This window comes from Streptomyces sp. PKA51 (genome assembly GCF_057552455.1).
In genome coordinates, this window is the sequence record NZ_BAAJPZ010000005.1 from 225,976 (window position 1) to 240,025 (window position 14,050).

Annotated in this window: 15 protein-coding genes and 3 tRNA genes; 5 read left to right on the plus strand and 13 right to left on the minus strand. The window is 73.7% G+C overall.

Translation table 11 applies throughout. The features are described from left to right. Positions 1–44 precede the first annotated feature (44 nt). The 3 genes from AC27L3_RS10375 to AC27L3_RS10385 form a co-directional block, all read right to left on the minus strand. Positions 45–623, minus strand: coding sequence for a TetR/AcrR family transcriptional regulator (locus AC27L3_RS10375; protein ID WP_487233706.1), 579 nt, complete (start codon positions 621–623; stop codon positions 45–47). A 111-nt stretch (positions 624–734) separates the two neighbouring features. Then, the gene (locus AC27L3_RS10380; RefSeq protein ID WP_487233707.1) at positions 735–1,526 is read right to left on the minus strand and encodes an EI24 domain-containing protein; all 792 of its coding nucleotides are present in this window, start codon (positions 1,524–1,526) and stop codon (positions 735–737) included. Positions 1,527–1,564: 38 nt separating this feature from the next. Further along, a complete protein-coding gene (locus AC27L3_RS10385; protein WP_487233708.1) occupies positions 1,565–2,611 on the minus strand; it encodes an NADP-dependent oxidoreductase in 1,047 nt (348 codons plus the stop codon). 92 nt (positions 2,612–2,703) lie between these two features. On the opposite strand from AC27L3_RS10385, the gene AC27L3_RS10390 reads away from it, so the two are divergent. Then, positions 2,704–3,174 (plus strand): MarR family winged helix-turn-helix transcriptional regulator, encoded by a 471-nt coding sequence (locus AC27L3_RS10390; RefSeq protein ID WP_487233709.1) that lies wholly within the window; start codon positions 2,704–2,706, stop codon positions 3,172–3,174. A 24-nt stretch (positions 3,175–3,198) separates the two neighbouring features. Here AC27L3_RS10390 and AC27L3_RS10395 read toward each other — a convergent pair whose 3' ends face one another. Then, positions 3,199–3,723 (minus strand): isochorismatase family protein, encoded by a 525-nt coding sequence (locus AC27L3_RS10395; protein ID WP_487233710.1) that lies wholly within the window; start codon positions 3,721–3,723, stop codon positions 3,199–3,201. Positions 3,724–3,905: 182 nt separating this feature from the next. Here AC27L3_RS10395 and AC27L3_RS10400 point away from each other — a divergent pair, with 182 nt between their 5' ends. Together AC27L3_RS10400 and AC27L3_RS10405 are read left to right on the plus strand one after the other, a co-directional pair. Beyond that, complete coding sequence (locus AC27L3_RS10400; protein ID WP_487233711.1) at positions 3,906–4,493, plus strand: hypothetical protein; 588 nt, start codon at positions 3,906–3,908, stop codon at positions 4,491–4,493. 73 nt (positions 4,494–4,566) lie between these two features. Further along, positions 4,567–5,163: a sortase domain-containing protein gene (locus AC27L3_RS10405; protein ID WP_487233712.1), complete on the plus strand. Its 597-nt coding sequence runs from the start codon at positions 4,567–4,569 to the stop codon at positions 5,161–5,163. A gap of 24 nt (positions 5,164–5,187) precedes the next feature. Here AC27L3_RS10405 and AC27L3_RS10410 read toward each other — a convergent pair whose 3' ends face one another. The 5 genes from AC27L3_RS10410 to AC27L3_RS10430 form a co-directional block, all read right to left on the minus strand. Next, positions 5,188–5,613: an OsmC family protein gene (locus AC27L3_RS10410; RefSeq protein ID WP_487233713.1), complete on the minus strand. Its 426-nt coding sequence runs from the start codon at positions 5,611–5,613 to the stop codon at positions 5,188–5,190. Positions 5,614–5,689: 76 nt separating this feature from the next. Next, positions 5,690–6,346 carry a histidine phosphatase family protein gene (locus tag AC27L3_RS10415; protein ID WP_487233714.1) on the minus strand — a complete coding sequence of 219 codons (657 nt, stop codon included), beginning with the start codon at positions 6,344–6,346 and terminating at the stop codon, positions 5,690–5,692. A 131-nt stretch (positions 6,347–6,477) separates the two neighbouring features. Then, positions 6,478–6,554: transfer RNA gene (locus AC27L3_RS10420), tRNA-Ile, on the minus strand. Positions 6,555–6,741: 187 nt separating this feature from the next. Continuing rightward, positions 6,742–6,814 (minus strand) — tRNA-Asn (locus tag AC27L3_RS10425). Positions 6,815–6,819: 5 nt separating this feature from the next. Then, a tRNA-Asn gene (locus AC27L3_RS10430) sits at positions 6,820–6,892 on the minus strand. Positions 6,893–7,090: 198 nt separating this feature from the next. On the opposite strand from AC27L3_RS10430, the gene AC27L3_RS10435 reads away from it, so the two are divergent. Together AC27L3_RS10435 and AC27L3_RS10440 are read left to right on the plus strand one after the other, a co-directional pair. Continuing rightward, positions 7,091–7,378 (plus strand): YtxH domain-containing protein, encoded by a 288-nt coding sequence (locus AC27L3_RS10435; protein WP_487233715.1) that lies wholly within the window; start codon positions 7,091–7,093, stop codon positions 7,376–7,378. Between the two features lie 42 nt (positions 7,379–7,420). Continuing rightward, positions 7,421–8,857, plus strand: coding sequence for an FGGY family carbohydrate kinase (locus AC27L3_RS10440; protein WP_487233716.1), 1,437 nt, complete (start codon positions 7,421–7,423; stop codon positions 8,855–8,857). 53 nt (positions 8,858–8,910) lie between these two features. On the opposite strand, the gene AC27L3_RS10445 is transcribed toward AC27L3_RS10440, so the two are convergent. The 4 genes from AC27L3_RS10445 to AC27L3_RS10460 all read right to left on the minus strand — a co-directional run bounded on the left by AC27L3_RS10445 (position 8,911) and on the right by AC27L3_RS10460 (position 13,950). Then, on the minus strand, positions 8,911–10,026 hold the full coding sequence (locus AC27L3_RS10445; protein WP_487233878.1) for an RNA polymerase sigma factor: 1,116 nt from the start codon (positions 10,024–10,026) through the stop codon (positions 8,911–8,913). 239 nt (positions 10,027–10,265) lie between these two features. Then, positions 10,266–12,167 carry a DNA primase gene (gene dnaG / locus AC27L3_RS10450; RefSeq protein WP_487233717.1) on the minus strand — a complete coding sequence of 634 codons (1,902 nt, stop codon included), beginning with the start codon at positions 12,165–12,167 and terminating at the stop codon, positions 10,266–10,268. A gap of 59 nt (positions 12,168–12,226) precedes the next feature. Further along, positions 12,227–12,691: a GNAT family N-acetyltransferase gene (locus AC27L3_RS10455; RefSeq protein ID WP_487233718.1), complete on the minus strand. Its 465-nt coding sequence runs from the start codon at positions 12,689–12,691 to the stop codon at positions 12,227–12,229. Next, on the minus strand, positions 12,688–13,950 hold the full coding sequence (locus AC27L3_RS10460; protein ID WP_487233719.1) for an NAD(P)/FAD-dependent oxidoreductase: 1,263 nt from the start codon (positions 13,948–13,950) through the stop codon (positions 12,688–12,690). The genes AC27L3_RS10455 and AC27L3_RS10460 overlap by 4 nt, the downstream gene beginning before the upstream one ends. Positions 13,951–14,050 lie beyond the last annotated feature (100 nt).

Genomic DNA, 14,050 nt, shown 5'->3' on the forward strand with positions numbered 1-14,050 from the left:
GACAGATTAGGCTCCCCGCACCCCAAAACGCAAACCTTTAGCTTTTAGCTGCCGGAGGGCACAGCGCCCCGCCCGAGCGCCGACGCCACGAGCCGGTCGGTGTAGCCCTCCGACAGATCCGAGGGGCGGAACAGAATGCGGTACATGAGGGGGGCGACGAGGACGTCCATCAGGGTTTCCACGTCGGGCACGGCCTCCCCCCGCCCGGCCGCGCGCACCCCGATGGCCTTCAACTGCTCGGCGGCGTAATCGGAGCAGCGAACCGCATTGCCCTGCTCGGGGTCGCCCAGCAAGGCGTCGCGGATGTACGTGCGCCCCGCCGTCGAGGCCATCTCCTCCGCGAACTGCACCGCCCACGCCTCCAGGTCCGCCCGCAGGCTGCCGTGGTCGGCCGGCGGACCGTCGGGACGCAGCCGCTCGACGGCGACATCGGACAGCAGTTCCCGCAGGTCCCCCCAGCGCCGGTAGACGGTGGACGGCGTCACCCCCGCGCGTGCGGCGATCAGCGGCACGGTCAGGGCGTCCCGCCCCACCTCCGCCTCCAGGTCACGGACGGCCTGATGCACGGACTGCTGGACGCGGGCGCTGCGCCCGCCGGGACGTGTGGTCGCTCGGGCACTCATGCGTCCAGCTTAATGCGAAAGAATTGCGTCCGGCTGATCGAACCTCGGGAGCGCTGCCCGTGCAGAGGCCGGGCTCGGAGCCTTGACCGGCTACGAGGGCCGCCCGCAGCGCTACTGCGCCGCTTCCCGCTCCCCCGCCGCATCCTCCGCCGCTTCCCGCTCCCCCACCGCATCCCGCACCAGCAGGGTCGCCCCCGCCACGGCGCCCGGCATCACCACCACCGCCACGAACGGCACCAGGAACAGCAGCACCAGCGGCAGCCCGAAGCCCACCGCCAGCAGTTTCCGGGAGCGCAGCAGGTGCAGCCGTTCCCGCAGCCGTACTCCCCGTCGCTGCAGTGCCACCGCCGTGAGTTCCTCCGCCAGGAAGAAGCCGGACACGCAGAAGCCGATCGCCGGCACCACCGTCTGGCCGACCACCGGCAGGAATCCCAGGGCGAAGAACAGCAGCCCCCACAGCATCGCCCGCACCAGTACCGCGAGGCTCTCCCAGGCGGAGATCCACAGATCCCGCCACAGCGGCAGGCCGGATGCGGGGACGGGCTCGCCCTCGCGCGCCTGCTCCCGGTCGACGCGCTCGGACAGCGCCTCGTAGAAGGGCTGTCCGACCAGCAGCGTCACCGCCGTGAACGACAGCAGGGCCAGCAGCAGGCCGCCGCCGAAGAACAGCGCCATCAGTGCCCCGCGGAACAGGCCCGCCCAGGGCGAGCCCCAGCCGTCCGCGAAGGGTGTGGCCCACACGGCGACGTCCTCGACCCGCAGGGCGAGGACGACGATCGCCACCGTGTACCCGGCGGCCGTGATGAGTCCGGGCAGCAGCCCGAACCCCCACTGCCGGCGGTGTCGCGCCACCCACCGCTGGCCTTCGACCAGGTACTTCATGCCCGCCACAAGATCTCGCATGGCGGGCAAGAGTACCGGCCCCCTTCGATCGGGCCCGCTCAGTCGGTCAGCTTGACGATCATCTTGCCGGTGTTCTCCCCGCGCAGCATGCCCAGGAAGGCGTCGACGGCGCGGTCGACGCCCTCGTACACCGTCTCGCGGACGACGAGCTCGCCGGAGCGGATCCAGCCGCCGACCTCCTTGACGAACTGCGGCCGCAGCGCCTCGTGGTCGGAGACGATCATGCCCTGCACGCGCAGCCGCTTGGCCAGGACCTGGACGAGGTTGCCCGGGCCGGCCGGCCGCTCGGTGGCGTTGTACTGGGAGATCATGCCGCAGATGGTGACGCGGCCGTGCAGCTTCAGGGCGTCGAGCGCGGCCTCGAAGTGGTCGCCGCCGACGTTGTCGAAGTAGACGTCGATGCCCTCGGGTGCGGCCTTCTTCAGCTGCTCGCCGACGGGGCCGTTCTTGTAGTTGAAGGCGGCGTCGAAGCCGTAGTCCTCCAGCAGGACGCGCACCTTCTCGTCCGAGCCGGCGCTGCCGATGACGCGCGAGGCGCCCTTGAGCTTGGCGATCTGGCCGACGATGCTGCCGACCGCGCCCGCGGCGCCGGAGACGAAGACGCTGTCGCCTTCCTTGAAGGAGGCGACGTCGAGCAGGCCGGCGTACGCCGTCATGCCGGGCATGCCGAGGACGCCGAGGTAGGCGGACAGGGGCGCGGCCTCGGGGTCGACCTTGGCGGCGCGGGCGGCGTCGACGACCGCGTACTCGCGCCAGCCGAGCCCGTGCAGGAGGTGGTCGCCCACCTCGACGCCCTCGGCCCGGGAGGCGACGACCTCGCCGACCGCGCCGCCGTCCATGGGCTGGTCGAGCTGGAAGGGCGGGATGTACGACTCGCGCTCGTCCATGCGGCCGCGCATGTACGGGTCGACGGTCATGAACAGGTTGCGGACGAGGACCTGGCCCTCGCCGAGCTCCGGCACGGGCACCTCGCGCAGGGCGAAGTCCTCGGGCACGGGCCAGCCCTTGGGACGGCGGACGAGGTGCCATTCCCGGCTGGTGGCAGGCGCGACGGGAGTGACGGGCGTGGTGGACGTGCTGGTCATGGGAGCCAACCTTCTTCGAATTGCTTCAGCAACTGAAACAAGCATGTGCCTCGATATTTCATGTTGTCAAGCAACCGGGTAACCTGGTGTCCATGACGTCGTCGCCCACCGCCCCCCACGCCTCCCCCACTCCGCCGCTGCCACCCGCGGACGCCCTGACCGTCGAGGTGGTCGACCTGATCGCCACCGTGGTGGCGCGGTACCACGAGGAGTACGAGGAGGCCGCCTCCCGGCACGCGCTGACCGGCGCCCAGGCGCGCGTCCTGACGCTGCTCGCGCGCGAATCGCTGCCCATGCGCAAGGTCGCCCAGCAGCTGCGCTGCGAGCCGTCGAACATCACCGGCATCGTCGACCGCCTGGAGTCGCGCGGCTTGGTCGAGCGCCGGCCGGACCCGGACGACCGCCGCGTCAAGCTCGCCGCCGCCACCGAGGAGGGGCACCGCACGGCCGTCCGGCTGCGGGAGTCGCTGAACTTCGCCCGCGAGCCGCTGGCGGCCCTCTCCACGGCCGAGCGCACGTCCCTGCGCGACCTGCTGCGCCGGATGCTGGGCGAGGAAGCCTGACGACCGGACCCGGCACGCCGCCGGTCAGCCGACCCGGCCCGGCATCCGCAGCTCCGCCGCCCGGCGCACGGTGCCCAGCCGCGGCATGTCCAGCGTGACCGAGGCACGGTGCTCCTCGGCCGTCAGCGCGCTCATCGCGTCCTCGACGAAGACCAGCGCATAGCCGTGGTCGGCGGCCGCCCTGGCCGTCGACTCCACGCCCAGGTTCGTGGCGACCCCGGCGAGCACCAGCGTGCGCACGTCCCGCTCGCGCAGCCGCGCGTCCAGGCCGGTGCCGTGGAAGGCGCCGACGGCGCGCTTGACGATCTCGACGTCCCCCGGCTCGGCCAGCCCCGGCGGCAGCCCGCTGCCGGGCGGCTGCTCGGCCACGCCCGGCCGTTCGGCCCGCACCAGCACCACCGGCGCCCCCGCCTTGCGGAAGGACATGGCCAACTCCGCCGCCCGCTCGGCCACTTCGTCCCCCGGGTACGGCGCGAGCGGCAACGCCAGCATGCGTTCCATGAGATCGACGAGGACGAGTGCGCTGTGCCGGGGGTCGATTTCCGTCATGGCCCGACCGTACCGGCCCCGACCTGGGCATGGGCGGCCTCCCGGACAGCTCGCGGCTGCCGGGAGGTGAAGCTTGCGCGAAAGCGCGACTTCACCGGGCACTTCGGGGCCGCCTGCCGCAACTCGCCCGGACGACCGGGGCGGTTGTCGCCACGGGACCAGGATGCGACACGATGGCCGCCATGACACCGGCTTCCGATGCCCCTCCCGGCTCCTTCGGTCCCCTGGACTTCCAGCTCGTCCTGCTGCGGCGCATGGCCGACCACCAGCCCGGCCTGGTGGAGGAGGCGCTGCGCACCCTGGGGGTCGACCGCGGCCGGATACGCGAGGCCAACAAGCGCTGGCAGGCCATGGTGCGCTCGCCGCGCGGCCGGGGCACCGGCCCGCGCTACCGCTCGGTCCTCGGGCCGCCCGAGACGGTCGGCGAGCGCAGGGTCGGCGAGCTCGCGTTCGAGGCGTCGACCTGGCGCGTGCCGCTCTGGCCGGACCTGCGCTTCGAGGTCCTCGCCGCGCCCGGCGGCGCGGTCTGGAACGAGTGGCTGGTGCGCGCCCCCGGCGCCGGGCCGGCGCTGCCGCGCACGATCGAGGAGCTGCGGCCCTGGGCGTACACGGTCGACGAGGTGGCCCGGGCCTTCCCGCCGGCCCGGCCCATGGAGGGCACGGCACCGACGCGCTGGCAGCTGGCCTTCACGGCCCCGGACGCGGGCGGGGAGCGCCGTCCGTACGTGGCGGAGTTCACGTGGGGACTGTTCCAGCGACTGATCCCGTAGCAGGACGCCCGAGGAGGACTCCCGTCCTTTCGGCCGAGGCGGCGCGGGGCCGGCCCTGCCTACGGTGGGGGCCATGTCCGTGTCCCGACGCCCCCGAGCCTCGCTGGCGCCCCTTGCCGGGCTGCTCCTGCTGCCGCTGGTCCTGCTGCCGGCGATCGCGGCGTGCGCGCCCGGCGGGGGTACCGGCAAGGCCATCGGCGGGCCCGCGCGGGCGGACGAGCCGTCGCGGGTCGTCATACCGTCCCTGGGCGTGGACAGCCCTCTGATCCGGCTCGGCCGTGATCCGGGCGACGGCGTGCGCGTCCCGCCGCGGGAGAAGAGCGGGACGGCCGGCTGGGTCATGAACAGCGCGCGCCCCGGGACGCCCGGCACGGCCGTGATCGTCGGCCACGACTCCCCGCGCGACTCCTCGCACGACGGCGGCAAGCCCGTCTTCCACGACCTGCACCGCCTCGCCAGGAACGACATGATCGACGTCGTGCGCGGCGACGGCAAGGTGCTGCACTTCACCGTGACCGGCACCGAGGAACGTGCGGGGAACGCCCTCCCCTCCACCGGATCCCACGGGCCGGCGGAGGAGAAGGCGCTGCGGCTGGTCACCTGCGGCGGGGACGGCGGCGAGGAGCACGGGCACCGGCGCCTGATCGTCTCCGCGACCCTGCAGCAGTAGCCGCGGAAGAAGCCGCGGAACCGCTCAGGCGAGCTCAGCGGCCAGCGTGATCGTCGTACCGGTCAGCGCCTGGCTGACCGGGCAGTTCTTCTTGGCGTCCTCGGCGGCCGCCGCGAAGCCCTCCTCGTCCAGGCCGGGCACCTCGCCGCGCACGGTCAGGTGGATGCCGGTGATGCCCTCGCCGGGCTGGAAGGTCACCTCGGCCTTGGTGTCCAGGCGGGTGGGCGGCGTACCGGCGCCGGTCAGGCCGTGCGAGAGGGCCATCGAGAAGCAGCTGGAGTGGGCGGCCGCGATGAGCTCCTCCGGGCTGGTCTTGCCGTTCGCCTGCTCGGCGCGGGAGGGCCAGGAGACGGGCTGGGAACCGATGCCGGAGGACTCGAAGGTGACGGTGCCGCTGCCCTTGAGCAGTTCGCCTTCCCAGACGGTGGTCGCGGTGCGAGTGGTGGCCACGGTGTTTCCCTCCCGGGGACGAGCGACGAGGCGGCGGGCCCGTTCCCGGGCCTGCGCCGCCATGACATTGCGATCATCATGCCCCGGCCGGGCCGGCCCCGGCTCCGACACGCCCGTTCCAGGCGGTCAGCACCGGGCGCCCGTGCTCGGCACCGAGTGTGCTGACGGTGCCGGTGTCCAGGCGGAACAGCGCACCGGCCGCCGGTGGCAGCCCGAGCCTACGGGCCGTCAGGACGCGCAGGAAGTGCGCATGCCCGACGAGCACCACATCACCCGCGTCACCTGCGTCACCCGCCTCGCCCCCGCCGCTCCCGGCACCGGCGAGCACCGGCCCGATCCGCGCCAGCACCTCGTCGGCCCGCGCACCGGCCTGGTCCGGGGACTCCCCGGGGTGACCGGGCGGCCCGGGCGGGACGCCGTCGTCGAAGAGGGACCAGCCGGGGCGCTCCCGGGTGATCTCCGCGGTCGTGACGCCCTCGTACGCCCCGTAGTCCCACTCCCGCAGGAGCGGCTCGACCTCGGCGTCGCCGAGCCCGGCCAGCTCGGCGGTGTGCCGCGCCCGGAGCAGGGGGCTCACGAGCACCAGAGCGATCCTCCGCCCGCCGAGCAGCGGCCGCAACGCGACCGCCTGCCGTTCCCCGGCCTCGGTCAGCGGCAGGTCGGACCAGCTCGTATGACGTCCGTCACGGCTCCACTCGGTCTCGCCGTGCCGGACGAGCAGCAGCTCACCCATGCCGCAACGGCTTCCCGCAGGGGCGGCCGGGCAGGCGCCCCGGACAGCACTGTGCCCCGCCCGGCGGAGCCGTACGGGGCACTCACAGTTCTAATCGTCACAGGTCGCATCGTTTCTGCGCCTGCAGTCCGTGGTGGGGCGGGTGGGACTCGAACCCACGGCCGACGGATTATGAGTCCGCTGCTCTAACCGGCTGAGCTACCGCCCCGTTCACGGCGCGTCGCGCACATCTGTGCGCGCCGTCTGCCGCAGCATAGCCGTTCATACGATCTGCTGCCCCGGCGGGGCCGTATCGTGTGATCGGTCCGACCATGAGGACTTCGATCACGAGCCGTCCGGTTCCCGTGACCGGGTTCCGGGATGAAAAAAGGACCCCCGGAGGGGTCCTCTCACCGCTCCCCCGACTGGACTCGAACCAGTAACCTGCCGATTAACAGTCGGCTGCTCTGCCAATTGAGCTACAAGGGACCGCGCTCCCCCGACTGGACTCGAACCAGTAACCTGCCGGTTAACAGCCGGCTGCTCTGCCAATTGAGCTACAGGGGATCGGCGCGTCTGCCTCGAATGCACCTCCGACCGGTCTCCCGGGCGGCGTGCGCTCGCTGCGACACATACATTAGCGCAAGCTGGGGGGTGCTCCGCCAATCGGTACCTCCGGGCCGGGGCCCGGGGCGGGCCGGGAGTGACCTTCGGCCCCGCCGGGTAGGCGGCGAGCACAGCGGATCCAAGGGAAGGATGGGCGCGATGCGCTACCGGCTGACGTTCATCACCGGCGCGGCTGTCGGCTACGTGCTCGGCGCGCGAGCCGGCCGCGAGCGGTACGAAGAGCTGCGCAAGGGGGCCCTGCGGATCGCACAGAACCCGGCGGTGCGCAACACCGCCGAGACCGCCGCCGTCAACGGCCGGGCCCTGGTCTCGCGGACCGTCTCCCGGGCCGGGGACAAGCTTCCGGGCGGCCTGGCGGACCGGGTCCGCTCGTTGCGGGAGCGCGGGCAGGGCTCCGAGGACGACTGGGGTACGAGCAACACCTGACCGGATGCCCGGTGAAGGGCAGAGGTTTGGCATCATCTCGGCATGGGCATAGTCGCTGGGTTGGACAGCTCCTCCGACAGCACACGCATCGTCGTCTGTGACGCGGACACCGGTGCCGTGCTGCGACAGGGCTACGCACCCCACCCCTCCTCGCTCCCCGAAGGGGACCCGCAGGCCTGGCTGATCTCCCTGGGCGAGGCCGCCACCGGCGGGCTGCTGGAGGGTGTCCAGGCCATCGGCGTCTCCGCCCAGCAGCACGGGCTGCTCACCCTGGACGCGGGCGGAGTCCTCATCCGCCCCGCCCTGCTCGGCAACGACAAACGCATGCAGCCCTCGGCCGCCGATCTGACCGACGCGCTCGGCGGCCGGGCGGCGTGGGCCGAGGCCGTCGGCGCGGTGCCGCAGGCCGCGCAGGCGCTGGCGAAGCTGCGCTGGATGGCCCGCAACGAGCCCGAGCACGCGGCCCGGGTGGCGGCGGTGCTGCAGCCCCACGACTGGCTGGTCTGGCAGCTGCTGGGCCGCCCCGCGCGCCGTACGACCGACCGCGGCGACGCCTCGGGCACCGGCTTCTGGTCGGCGGCCACCGAGAGCTGGCGCCCGGACCTGGTGGAGCTCGCGCTGGGCCGCCAGGCGGTGCTGCCGGACGTCCTGGCGCCCGCCGAGCCGGCCGGGCACACCCCCGAGGGCCTGCTGATCTCCGCCGGTACGGGCGAGACGATGGCGGCCGCCTTCGGCCTGGGCGTGGGCCCCGGGGACGCCGTGATCTCCCTCGGCGCCTCCGGCTCGGTCTTCGCCGTCCACCACAGCGCCCTCGCCGACTCCTCCGGCACGATCACCTCGTTCGCCGACGCGACCGGCATGCACCTGCCCGTCGTGCACACGCTCAACGCGGTCCGTGTGCTGCGCGGCACCGCGGAGCTGCTGGGCACCGACCTGCCCGGCCTGTCGGAGCTGGCCCTGAAGTCCTCCCCCGGCTCCTACGGGCTCGTCCTCCTGCCGTACCTGGAGGGCGAGCGCACCCCGCACCTGCCGCACACCGCCGGCACCCTGTCGGGCCTGCGGCGCGAGAGCATGAAGCCCGAACACCTGGCACGGGCCGCCTTCGAGGGCATGCTGTGCGGCCTGACCGACGCGCTCGACGTGCTGCGCGGCCGCGGCGTGGAGGTGCGCCGGGTCTTCCTGCTGGGCGCGGCGGCGGAGCTGCCGGCCGTGCAGGCCATGGCGCCGGCGCTGTTCGGCGCGCAGGTCGTGGTGCCGCAGCCGGCCGACTACGCGGCCCTGGGCGCCGCCCGGCAGGCGGCGTGGTCGCTGGGCGTGCAGCAGGGCGTGCTCTCCCCGCAGCAGCCCCCGCTGTGGCCGGCGCCCGCCGGCGAGGTCTTCGATCCCGCGGGCGAGGACACGGCCGTGGGGCAGGCCGTGCGGCAGCAGTACGCGACCGTGCGCGAGCAGACCCACCCGGGAGCCTTCCCGCCCGCGTGAGGGGCCTTCCCGGGCGCGTCACGGGGCCTTGAGGGGCCCGTGCGGCCCGGCCTTCAGTCCAGGTAGCCGCGCAGCTGGTCGGCGAAGGCGTGGTCGCGCAGCTTGTTGAGGGTCTTCGACTCGATCTGGCGGATCCGCTCGCGCGTGACGCCGAAGATCCGGCCGATCTCCTCCAGCGTGCGCGGCCGGCCGTCGGCCAGCCCGTAGCGCAGCTGGACGACCTTGCGCTCGCGCTCGCCGAGCGTGGAGAGCACGGCCTCCAGGTGCTCGCGCAGCAGCAGGAAGGCGGCGGACTCCACGGGCGAGGCGGCGTCGCCGTCCTCGATGAGGTCGCCGAGCGCGACGTCGTCCTCCTCCCCCACCGGCGCGTGCAGCGAGACCGGTTCCTGGGCGAGCCGCAGCACCTCGGTGACGCGCTCCTCGGACAGGTCGAGCTGGGCGGCGACCTCCTCGGCGGTGGGCTCGTAGCCGCGTTCCTGCAGCAGCCGGCGCTGGACGCGCACCACGCGGTTGATGAGCTCGACGACGTGCACCGGGACGCGGATGGTGCGGGCCTGGTCGGCCAGCGCGCGGGACATGGCCTGGCGGATCCACCAGGTCGCGTACGTCGAGAACTTGTAGCCGCGCGCGTAGTCGAACTTCTCCACCGCCCTGATGAGCCCGAGGTTGCCCTCCTGGACCAGGTCGAGCATGGTCAGCCCACGCCCTATGTAGCGCTTGGCGACGGAGACGACCAGGCGCAGGTTGGCCTCGATGAGGCGGCGCTTGGCCATGCGGCCGAGGACGACGAGCCGGTCGAGGTCCAGGGCGAGGCGGGTGTCCAGGTCGGGGGTGTTGCCGAGCTTCTCCTCGGCGAAGAGGCCGGCCTCGACGCGGCGGGCGAGCTCGACCTCCTCGGCGGCCGACAGCAGGGGGATGCGACCGATCTCCCGCAAGTACTGGCGGAAGAGGTCGGAGGAGGGTCCGCCGGTGTCGGCCCGGGCCACCGGTTCCACGGGGCCGCCGTCGGCCGGCGACGGCCGTTCCGGCTCGGGGAGGTCCTCCCGGTGCGGTGGGAGGGTCTCGGCGGCGGGCGGCTCGGCCTGCTGGGGCACCACCGGCAGCGGGTGCGCCGGGGCCGGGGTCAGGGTCGGGGTCCGGGTCTGCACGGGGGCGACCTCCAGGGTGATCGCGACTGAGGCAGAGCATGCGGCAAAGCGGTGGGGCGCGGCGGCGGGGGCCGCCCGGGCCGGGGAGCGGGCGCGGCGTCACGGGGGAGCCCGTCCGGCGGGCCGGTCCGCCGCGCTCCGGGAGTGACGGCACCGCCCAACAGTGTGGGGCACGACGCGGGCCCGCCACGAGGGGCGTGCGCTCACTTTCTGAGCGCGGACCGTGACGTTTTGCTACGACCCGGCGGCCGGGGCGGGGCTCACAGGGCCTCGGCGCCGCGGTCCTTCAGGGCGCGGCCGTACTGCTCCAGCACCCACAACTCGTTCTGCACGGCGGCCAGGTGCTCGGGGTCGGGGCGGTCGCCGAGCCGGACGAGGCCGGCCTGGACGTCCTTGATCCGCCGCTCGACGGCCCGCAGCCGGACGTGCACCAGCTGCATGCCCGCGTAGTTCTCGTCCACGTTCTTGGTGCGCACGGCCTCCACGGCCAGCTCGGTGACCAGGGCGCGCACGGTGTCGTCGGGCGCGGCGTCGCGCACGCGCGCGAGGTAGCCGTCGTCGGCGTCGGTCACGCCGCCCGCCTGCTCGATGCAGCGCCGGACGACCGCGTACGGCGGCGCGGTGAACTCGTCCTCGCCGTAGGCGTCGAAGGCGGGCGCGACCAGCGCCGGGTACTGCAGGGCCAGCTTGAGCAGCTCGCGCTCGGTGAGCGCGGCGGGGCTGCGCAGGTTCAGTGCGGGGCCGCGCGGGGCGGGCGGCTGCGGGGCCGCCGCGGCCTGCGCGGCGCCCTGCCGGGCGCCGCCCCGGGAGTCCGGGCGCTGGCCGCGCTCGCGGGCCCAGCGGGCCAGCTGGCCGACGCGGCGGACGACGAACTGGGTGTCGAGGATGCCGAGCATGCCGGCGAGCTGCACGGCGTACTCGTGCTGGATGGCGCTGTTCTTGATGTTCGCCACGATGGGGGCGGCGGCCTCCAGCGCCGCGGCCCGGCCCTCGGCGGTGTCCAGGTTGTGGCGGGCGACGACCTGGCGGATGGCGAAGGCGAACAACGGCGTACGGGCGTCGACCAGGGCCGCCACCGCGGCGTCCCCCTCGGCCAGGCGCAGCTCGCAGGGGTCCATGCCGCCGGGGGTGATGGCGATGGAGGTCTCCGCCGCGAACTTCTGGTCGTCCTCGAAGGCGCGCAGGGCCGCCTTCTGACCGGCGGCGTCGCCGTCGAAGGTGAAGACCACCTCGGAGGCGGCGTTGTCCATCAGCAGCCGGCGCAGGATCTTGATGTGGTCGCCGCCGAAGGCGGTGCCGCAGGTCGCGATGGCGGTGGTCACGCCGGCGACGTGGCAGGCCATGACGTCGGTGTAGCCCTCGACGACCACCGCCCGGTTGCTCTTGGCGATCTCCTTCTTCGCGAGGTCGATGCCGTAGAGGACCTGCGACTTCTTGTAGATCGGCGTCTCGGGGGTGTTCAGGTACTTCGGGCCGTTGTCGTCGTCGCGCAGCTTGCGCGCACCGAAGCCCACGACCTCGCCGGTGATGTCCCGGATCGGCCACATCAGACGGCCGCGGAACCGGTCGATCGGCCGGCCGTTGCGGCTCTCCTGCGCCAGGCCCGCGACCAGCAGCTCCTTGTCGGAGAAGCCCTTGCCGCGCAGGAAGCGGGTCAGGTGGTCCCAGCCGGCCGGGCTGTAGCCCACCCCGAAATGCTCGGCGGCCGCCTGGTCGAAGCCGCGCCCGGCCAGGAAGGCGCGGCCGATCTCCGCCTCGCCACTGCCCAGCTGCTCGGCGTAGAACTTCGCCGCGTGCTTGTGCGCCTCGATCAGCCGGATCCGCTCGCCCTGCTGGCGGCCGGGCGTGTAGCCGCCCTCCTCGTAGCGCAGGGTGATGCCGGCCTGGCCGGCGAGCCGCTCGATGGTCTCCGCGAACGAGAGGTGGTCGATCTTCATGACGAAGTCGACGGTGTCGCCGCCCTGCTGGCAGCCGAAGCAGTGGTACAGGCCCTTGGCGGGGCTGACGTGGAACGACGGCGACTTCTCGTCGTGGAAGGGGCACAGCCCCTTGAGGTTGCCGCCGCCGGCGGGACGCAGCTGGAGGTACTCGGACACGACGGCGTCGATCGGGACGGCGTCCCGGACGGCCTTCACGTCGTCATCGTTGATCCTGCCTGCCACGCGTGAATTCTACGGTGGCCCGGGAGCCCGGCGGTCCGCCGCGGGGTGCCGATCGGGGCTCAGCCCGCCGCAGGCGCCGGCAGCTCCTTCGCGCAGACGAAGTGGGGACCGACGCCCTCGACCATGAATTCGTCGCCGATGACTTCGAAGCCGTGCCGCTCGTAGAAGCCGCGCGCCACCGTGCGCCCGTTGCACCACACCACCCGCGCGCCCCGCGCCGCGGCCTCGGCGAGGCCGGCCTCCAGGACGGCCGCGCCGTAGCCGCTGCCGCGCACCGTCGCCGCGCTGGCCATGCCGCGGATGCGGTGTGCGGGCGCGTCGTGTCCCTCCAGCGGTTCGGGGAAGAACGTGGCGCACGCCACCACCGCACCGCCCTCGTCGTAGGCCGCCACGTGGAAGACGTCCGGCAGGGCGTCCTCGGCGAAGACGGCCGCCTCGGGAGGCAGCCCGGGCCGCAGGACGGCGTGGCGGAGGTCGAAGATCTCGGTGACGGGGACGACGGCGGTGCGGAGGGTGGTGGTCATGGGAGCAAGGATTCCAGGGGGGTCGCCGGATCCGCCAGGGCCGTGGGGTCGAGTGCGGCGCCGGAGCGGATGAGGCTCTGGATGGGCGCGGTGACGTCCCAGACGCCCACGTTCATGCCGGCGAGGAGGCGGCCCTCGCGGAGCCAGAAGGCGATGAATTCGCGCTTGCCGATGTCGCCGCGGCAGACGACCTGGTCGTAGGAGCCGGGGGGCGCCCAGCCCGAGTACTCCAGGCCCACGTCGTACTGGTCGGAGAAGAAGTACGGCACGCGGTCGTAGGCGATGTGCTGCCCGAGCATGGCGCGGGCGGCGGCGGGGCCCTCGTTGAGGGCGTTGGCCCAGTGCTCGACGCGCAGGCGGGTGCCGAGCCAAGGGTGCTCGGCGGCGGCGACGTCGCCGGCGGCGTAGATGTCGGGGTCGGAGGTGCGCAGGGAGGCGTCCACCGCGATCCCGCCGCCGTCGGCGCGGTCGACGAGGGCGAGGCCGGCGGCTTCGGCGAGTGCGGTGCGCGGGGCGGCGCCGACGGCGGCGAGGACGTCGTGGGCGGGGTGTTCCTCGCCGTCGTCGGTGCGGGCGGCCAGGACCATGCCGTCGTGGCCGGTGATCTCGGTGAGGCGCGCGCCGAAGTGGAAGCGGACGCCGCGTTCGGTGTGCAGGTCGGTGAAGAGCGCTCCGAGCTCGGGGCCGAGCACGCCGTGCAGGGGGGTGGGCTCGGGTTCGACGACGGTGACCTCGGCGCCGTAGCCGCGGGCGGCGGCGGCGACCTCCAGGCCGATCCAGCCGGCGCCGGCGATGACGAGGTGGCCGTTGTCGCGGCCGAGGGAGGAGAGCACGCCGCGCAGCCGCTCGGCGTGGGCGAGGCGGCGCAGGTGGTGGACGCCGGCGAGGCCGGTGCCGGGGACGTCGAGGCGGCGCGGTTCGGCGCCGGTGGCCAGCAGCAGCTTGTCGTAGTGGACGAGGGTGCCGTCGCCGAGACGGACGCTCCTGGCCGCGCGGTCGAGGTGGACGGCGGGCTGGCCGAGGTGGAGCTCGACGTCGGCCCTGGCGTACCAGTCGGGCTTGTGGACGAAGACGCTGTCGCGGGCGTCGCGGCCGGTCAGGTAGCCCTTGGAGAGCGGGGGGCGCTCGTAGGGGTGTTCGCGTTCGTCGCAGATGAGGATCACCCGTCCGGTGAAGCCCTCGCTGCGGAGGGTCTCGGCGGCCTTGGCGCCGGCCAGTCCTCCTCCGACGATGACGAACGTCTGGTTCGCGTCCACCACTTGCTGCCTCCTCGCTGCCGCCGCGCCGCGCTGCGCACGGTACGTCCGCCGGTCCGGTACGCCATCGCAGAGGGTCCCGCACCCCGCGTGCCGCCGGTAG

Excerpts from the sequence above, each read along its gene's own strand:
- AC27L3_RS10380 (WP_487233707.1), bottom strand. The coding sequence starts at position 1,526 with ATGCGAGATCTTGTGGCGGGCATGAAGTACCTGGTCGAAGGCCAGCGG.
- AC27L3_RS10400 (WP_487233711.1), top strand. The coding sequence starts at position 3,906 with ATGACACCGGCTTCCGATGCCCCTCCCGGCTCCTTCGGTCCCCTGGAC.
- AC27L3_RS10455 (WP_487233718.1), bottom strand. The coding sequence starts at position 12,691 with ATGACCACCACCCTCCGCACCGCCGTCGTCCCCGTCACCGAGATCTTC.
- AC27L3_RS10405 (WP_487233712.1), top strand. The coding sequence starts at position 4,567 with ATGTCCGTGTCCCGACGCCCCCGAGCCTCGCTGGCGCCCCTTGCCGGG.
- AC27L3_RS10395 (WP_487233710.1), bottom strand. The coding sequence starts at position 3,723 with ATGACGGAAATCGACCCCCGGCACAGCGCACTCGTCCTCGTCGATCTC.
- AC27L3_RS10415 (WP_487233714.1), bottom strand. The coding sequence starts at position 6,346 with ATGGGTGAGCTGCTGCTCGTCCGGCACGGCGAGACCGAGTGGAGCCGT.
- AC27L3_RS10385 (WP_487233708.1), bottom strand. The coding sequence starts at position 2,611 with ATGACCAGCACGTCCACCACGCCCGTCACTCCCGTCGCGCCTGCCACC.
- AC27L3_RS10375 (WP_487233706.1), bottom strand. The coding sequence starts at position 623 with ATGAGTGCCCGAGCGACCACACGTCCCGGCGGGCGCAGCGCCCGCGTC.
- AC27L3_RS10390 (WP_487233709.1), top strand. The coding sequence starts at position 2,704 with ATGACGTCGTCGCCCACCGCCCCCCACGCCTCCCCCACTCCGCCGCTG.
- AC27L3_RS10435 (WP_487233715.1), top strand. The coding sequence starts at position 7,091 with ATGCGCTACCGGCTGACGTTCATCACCGGCGCGGCTGTCGGCTACGTG.
- AC27L3_RS10440 (WP_487233716.1), top strand. The coding sequence starts at position 7,421 with ATGGGCATAGTCGCTGGGTTGGACAGCTCCTCCGACAGCACACGCATC.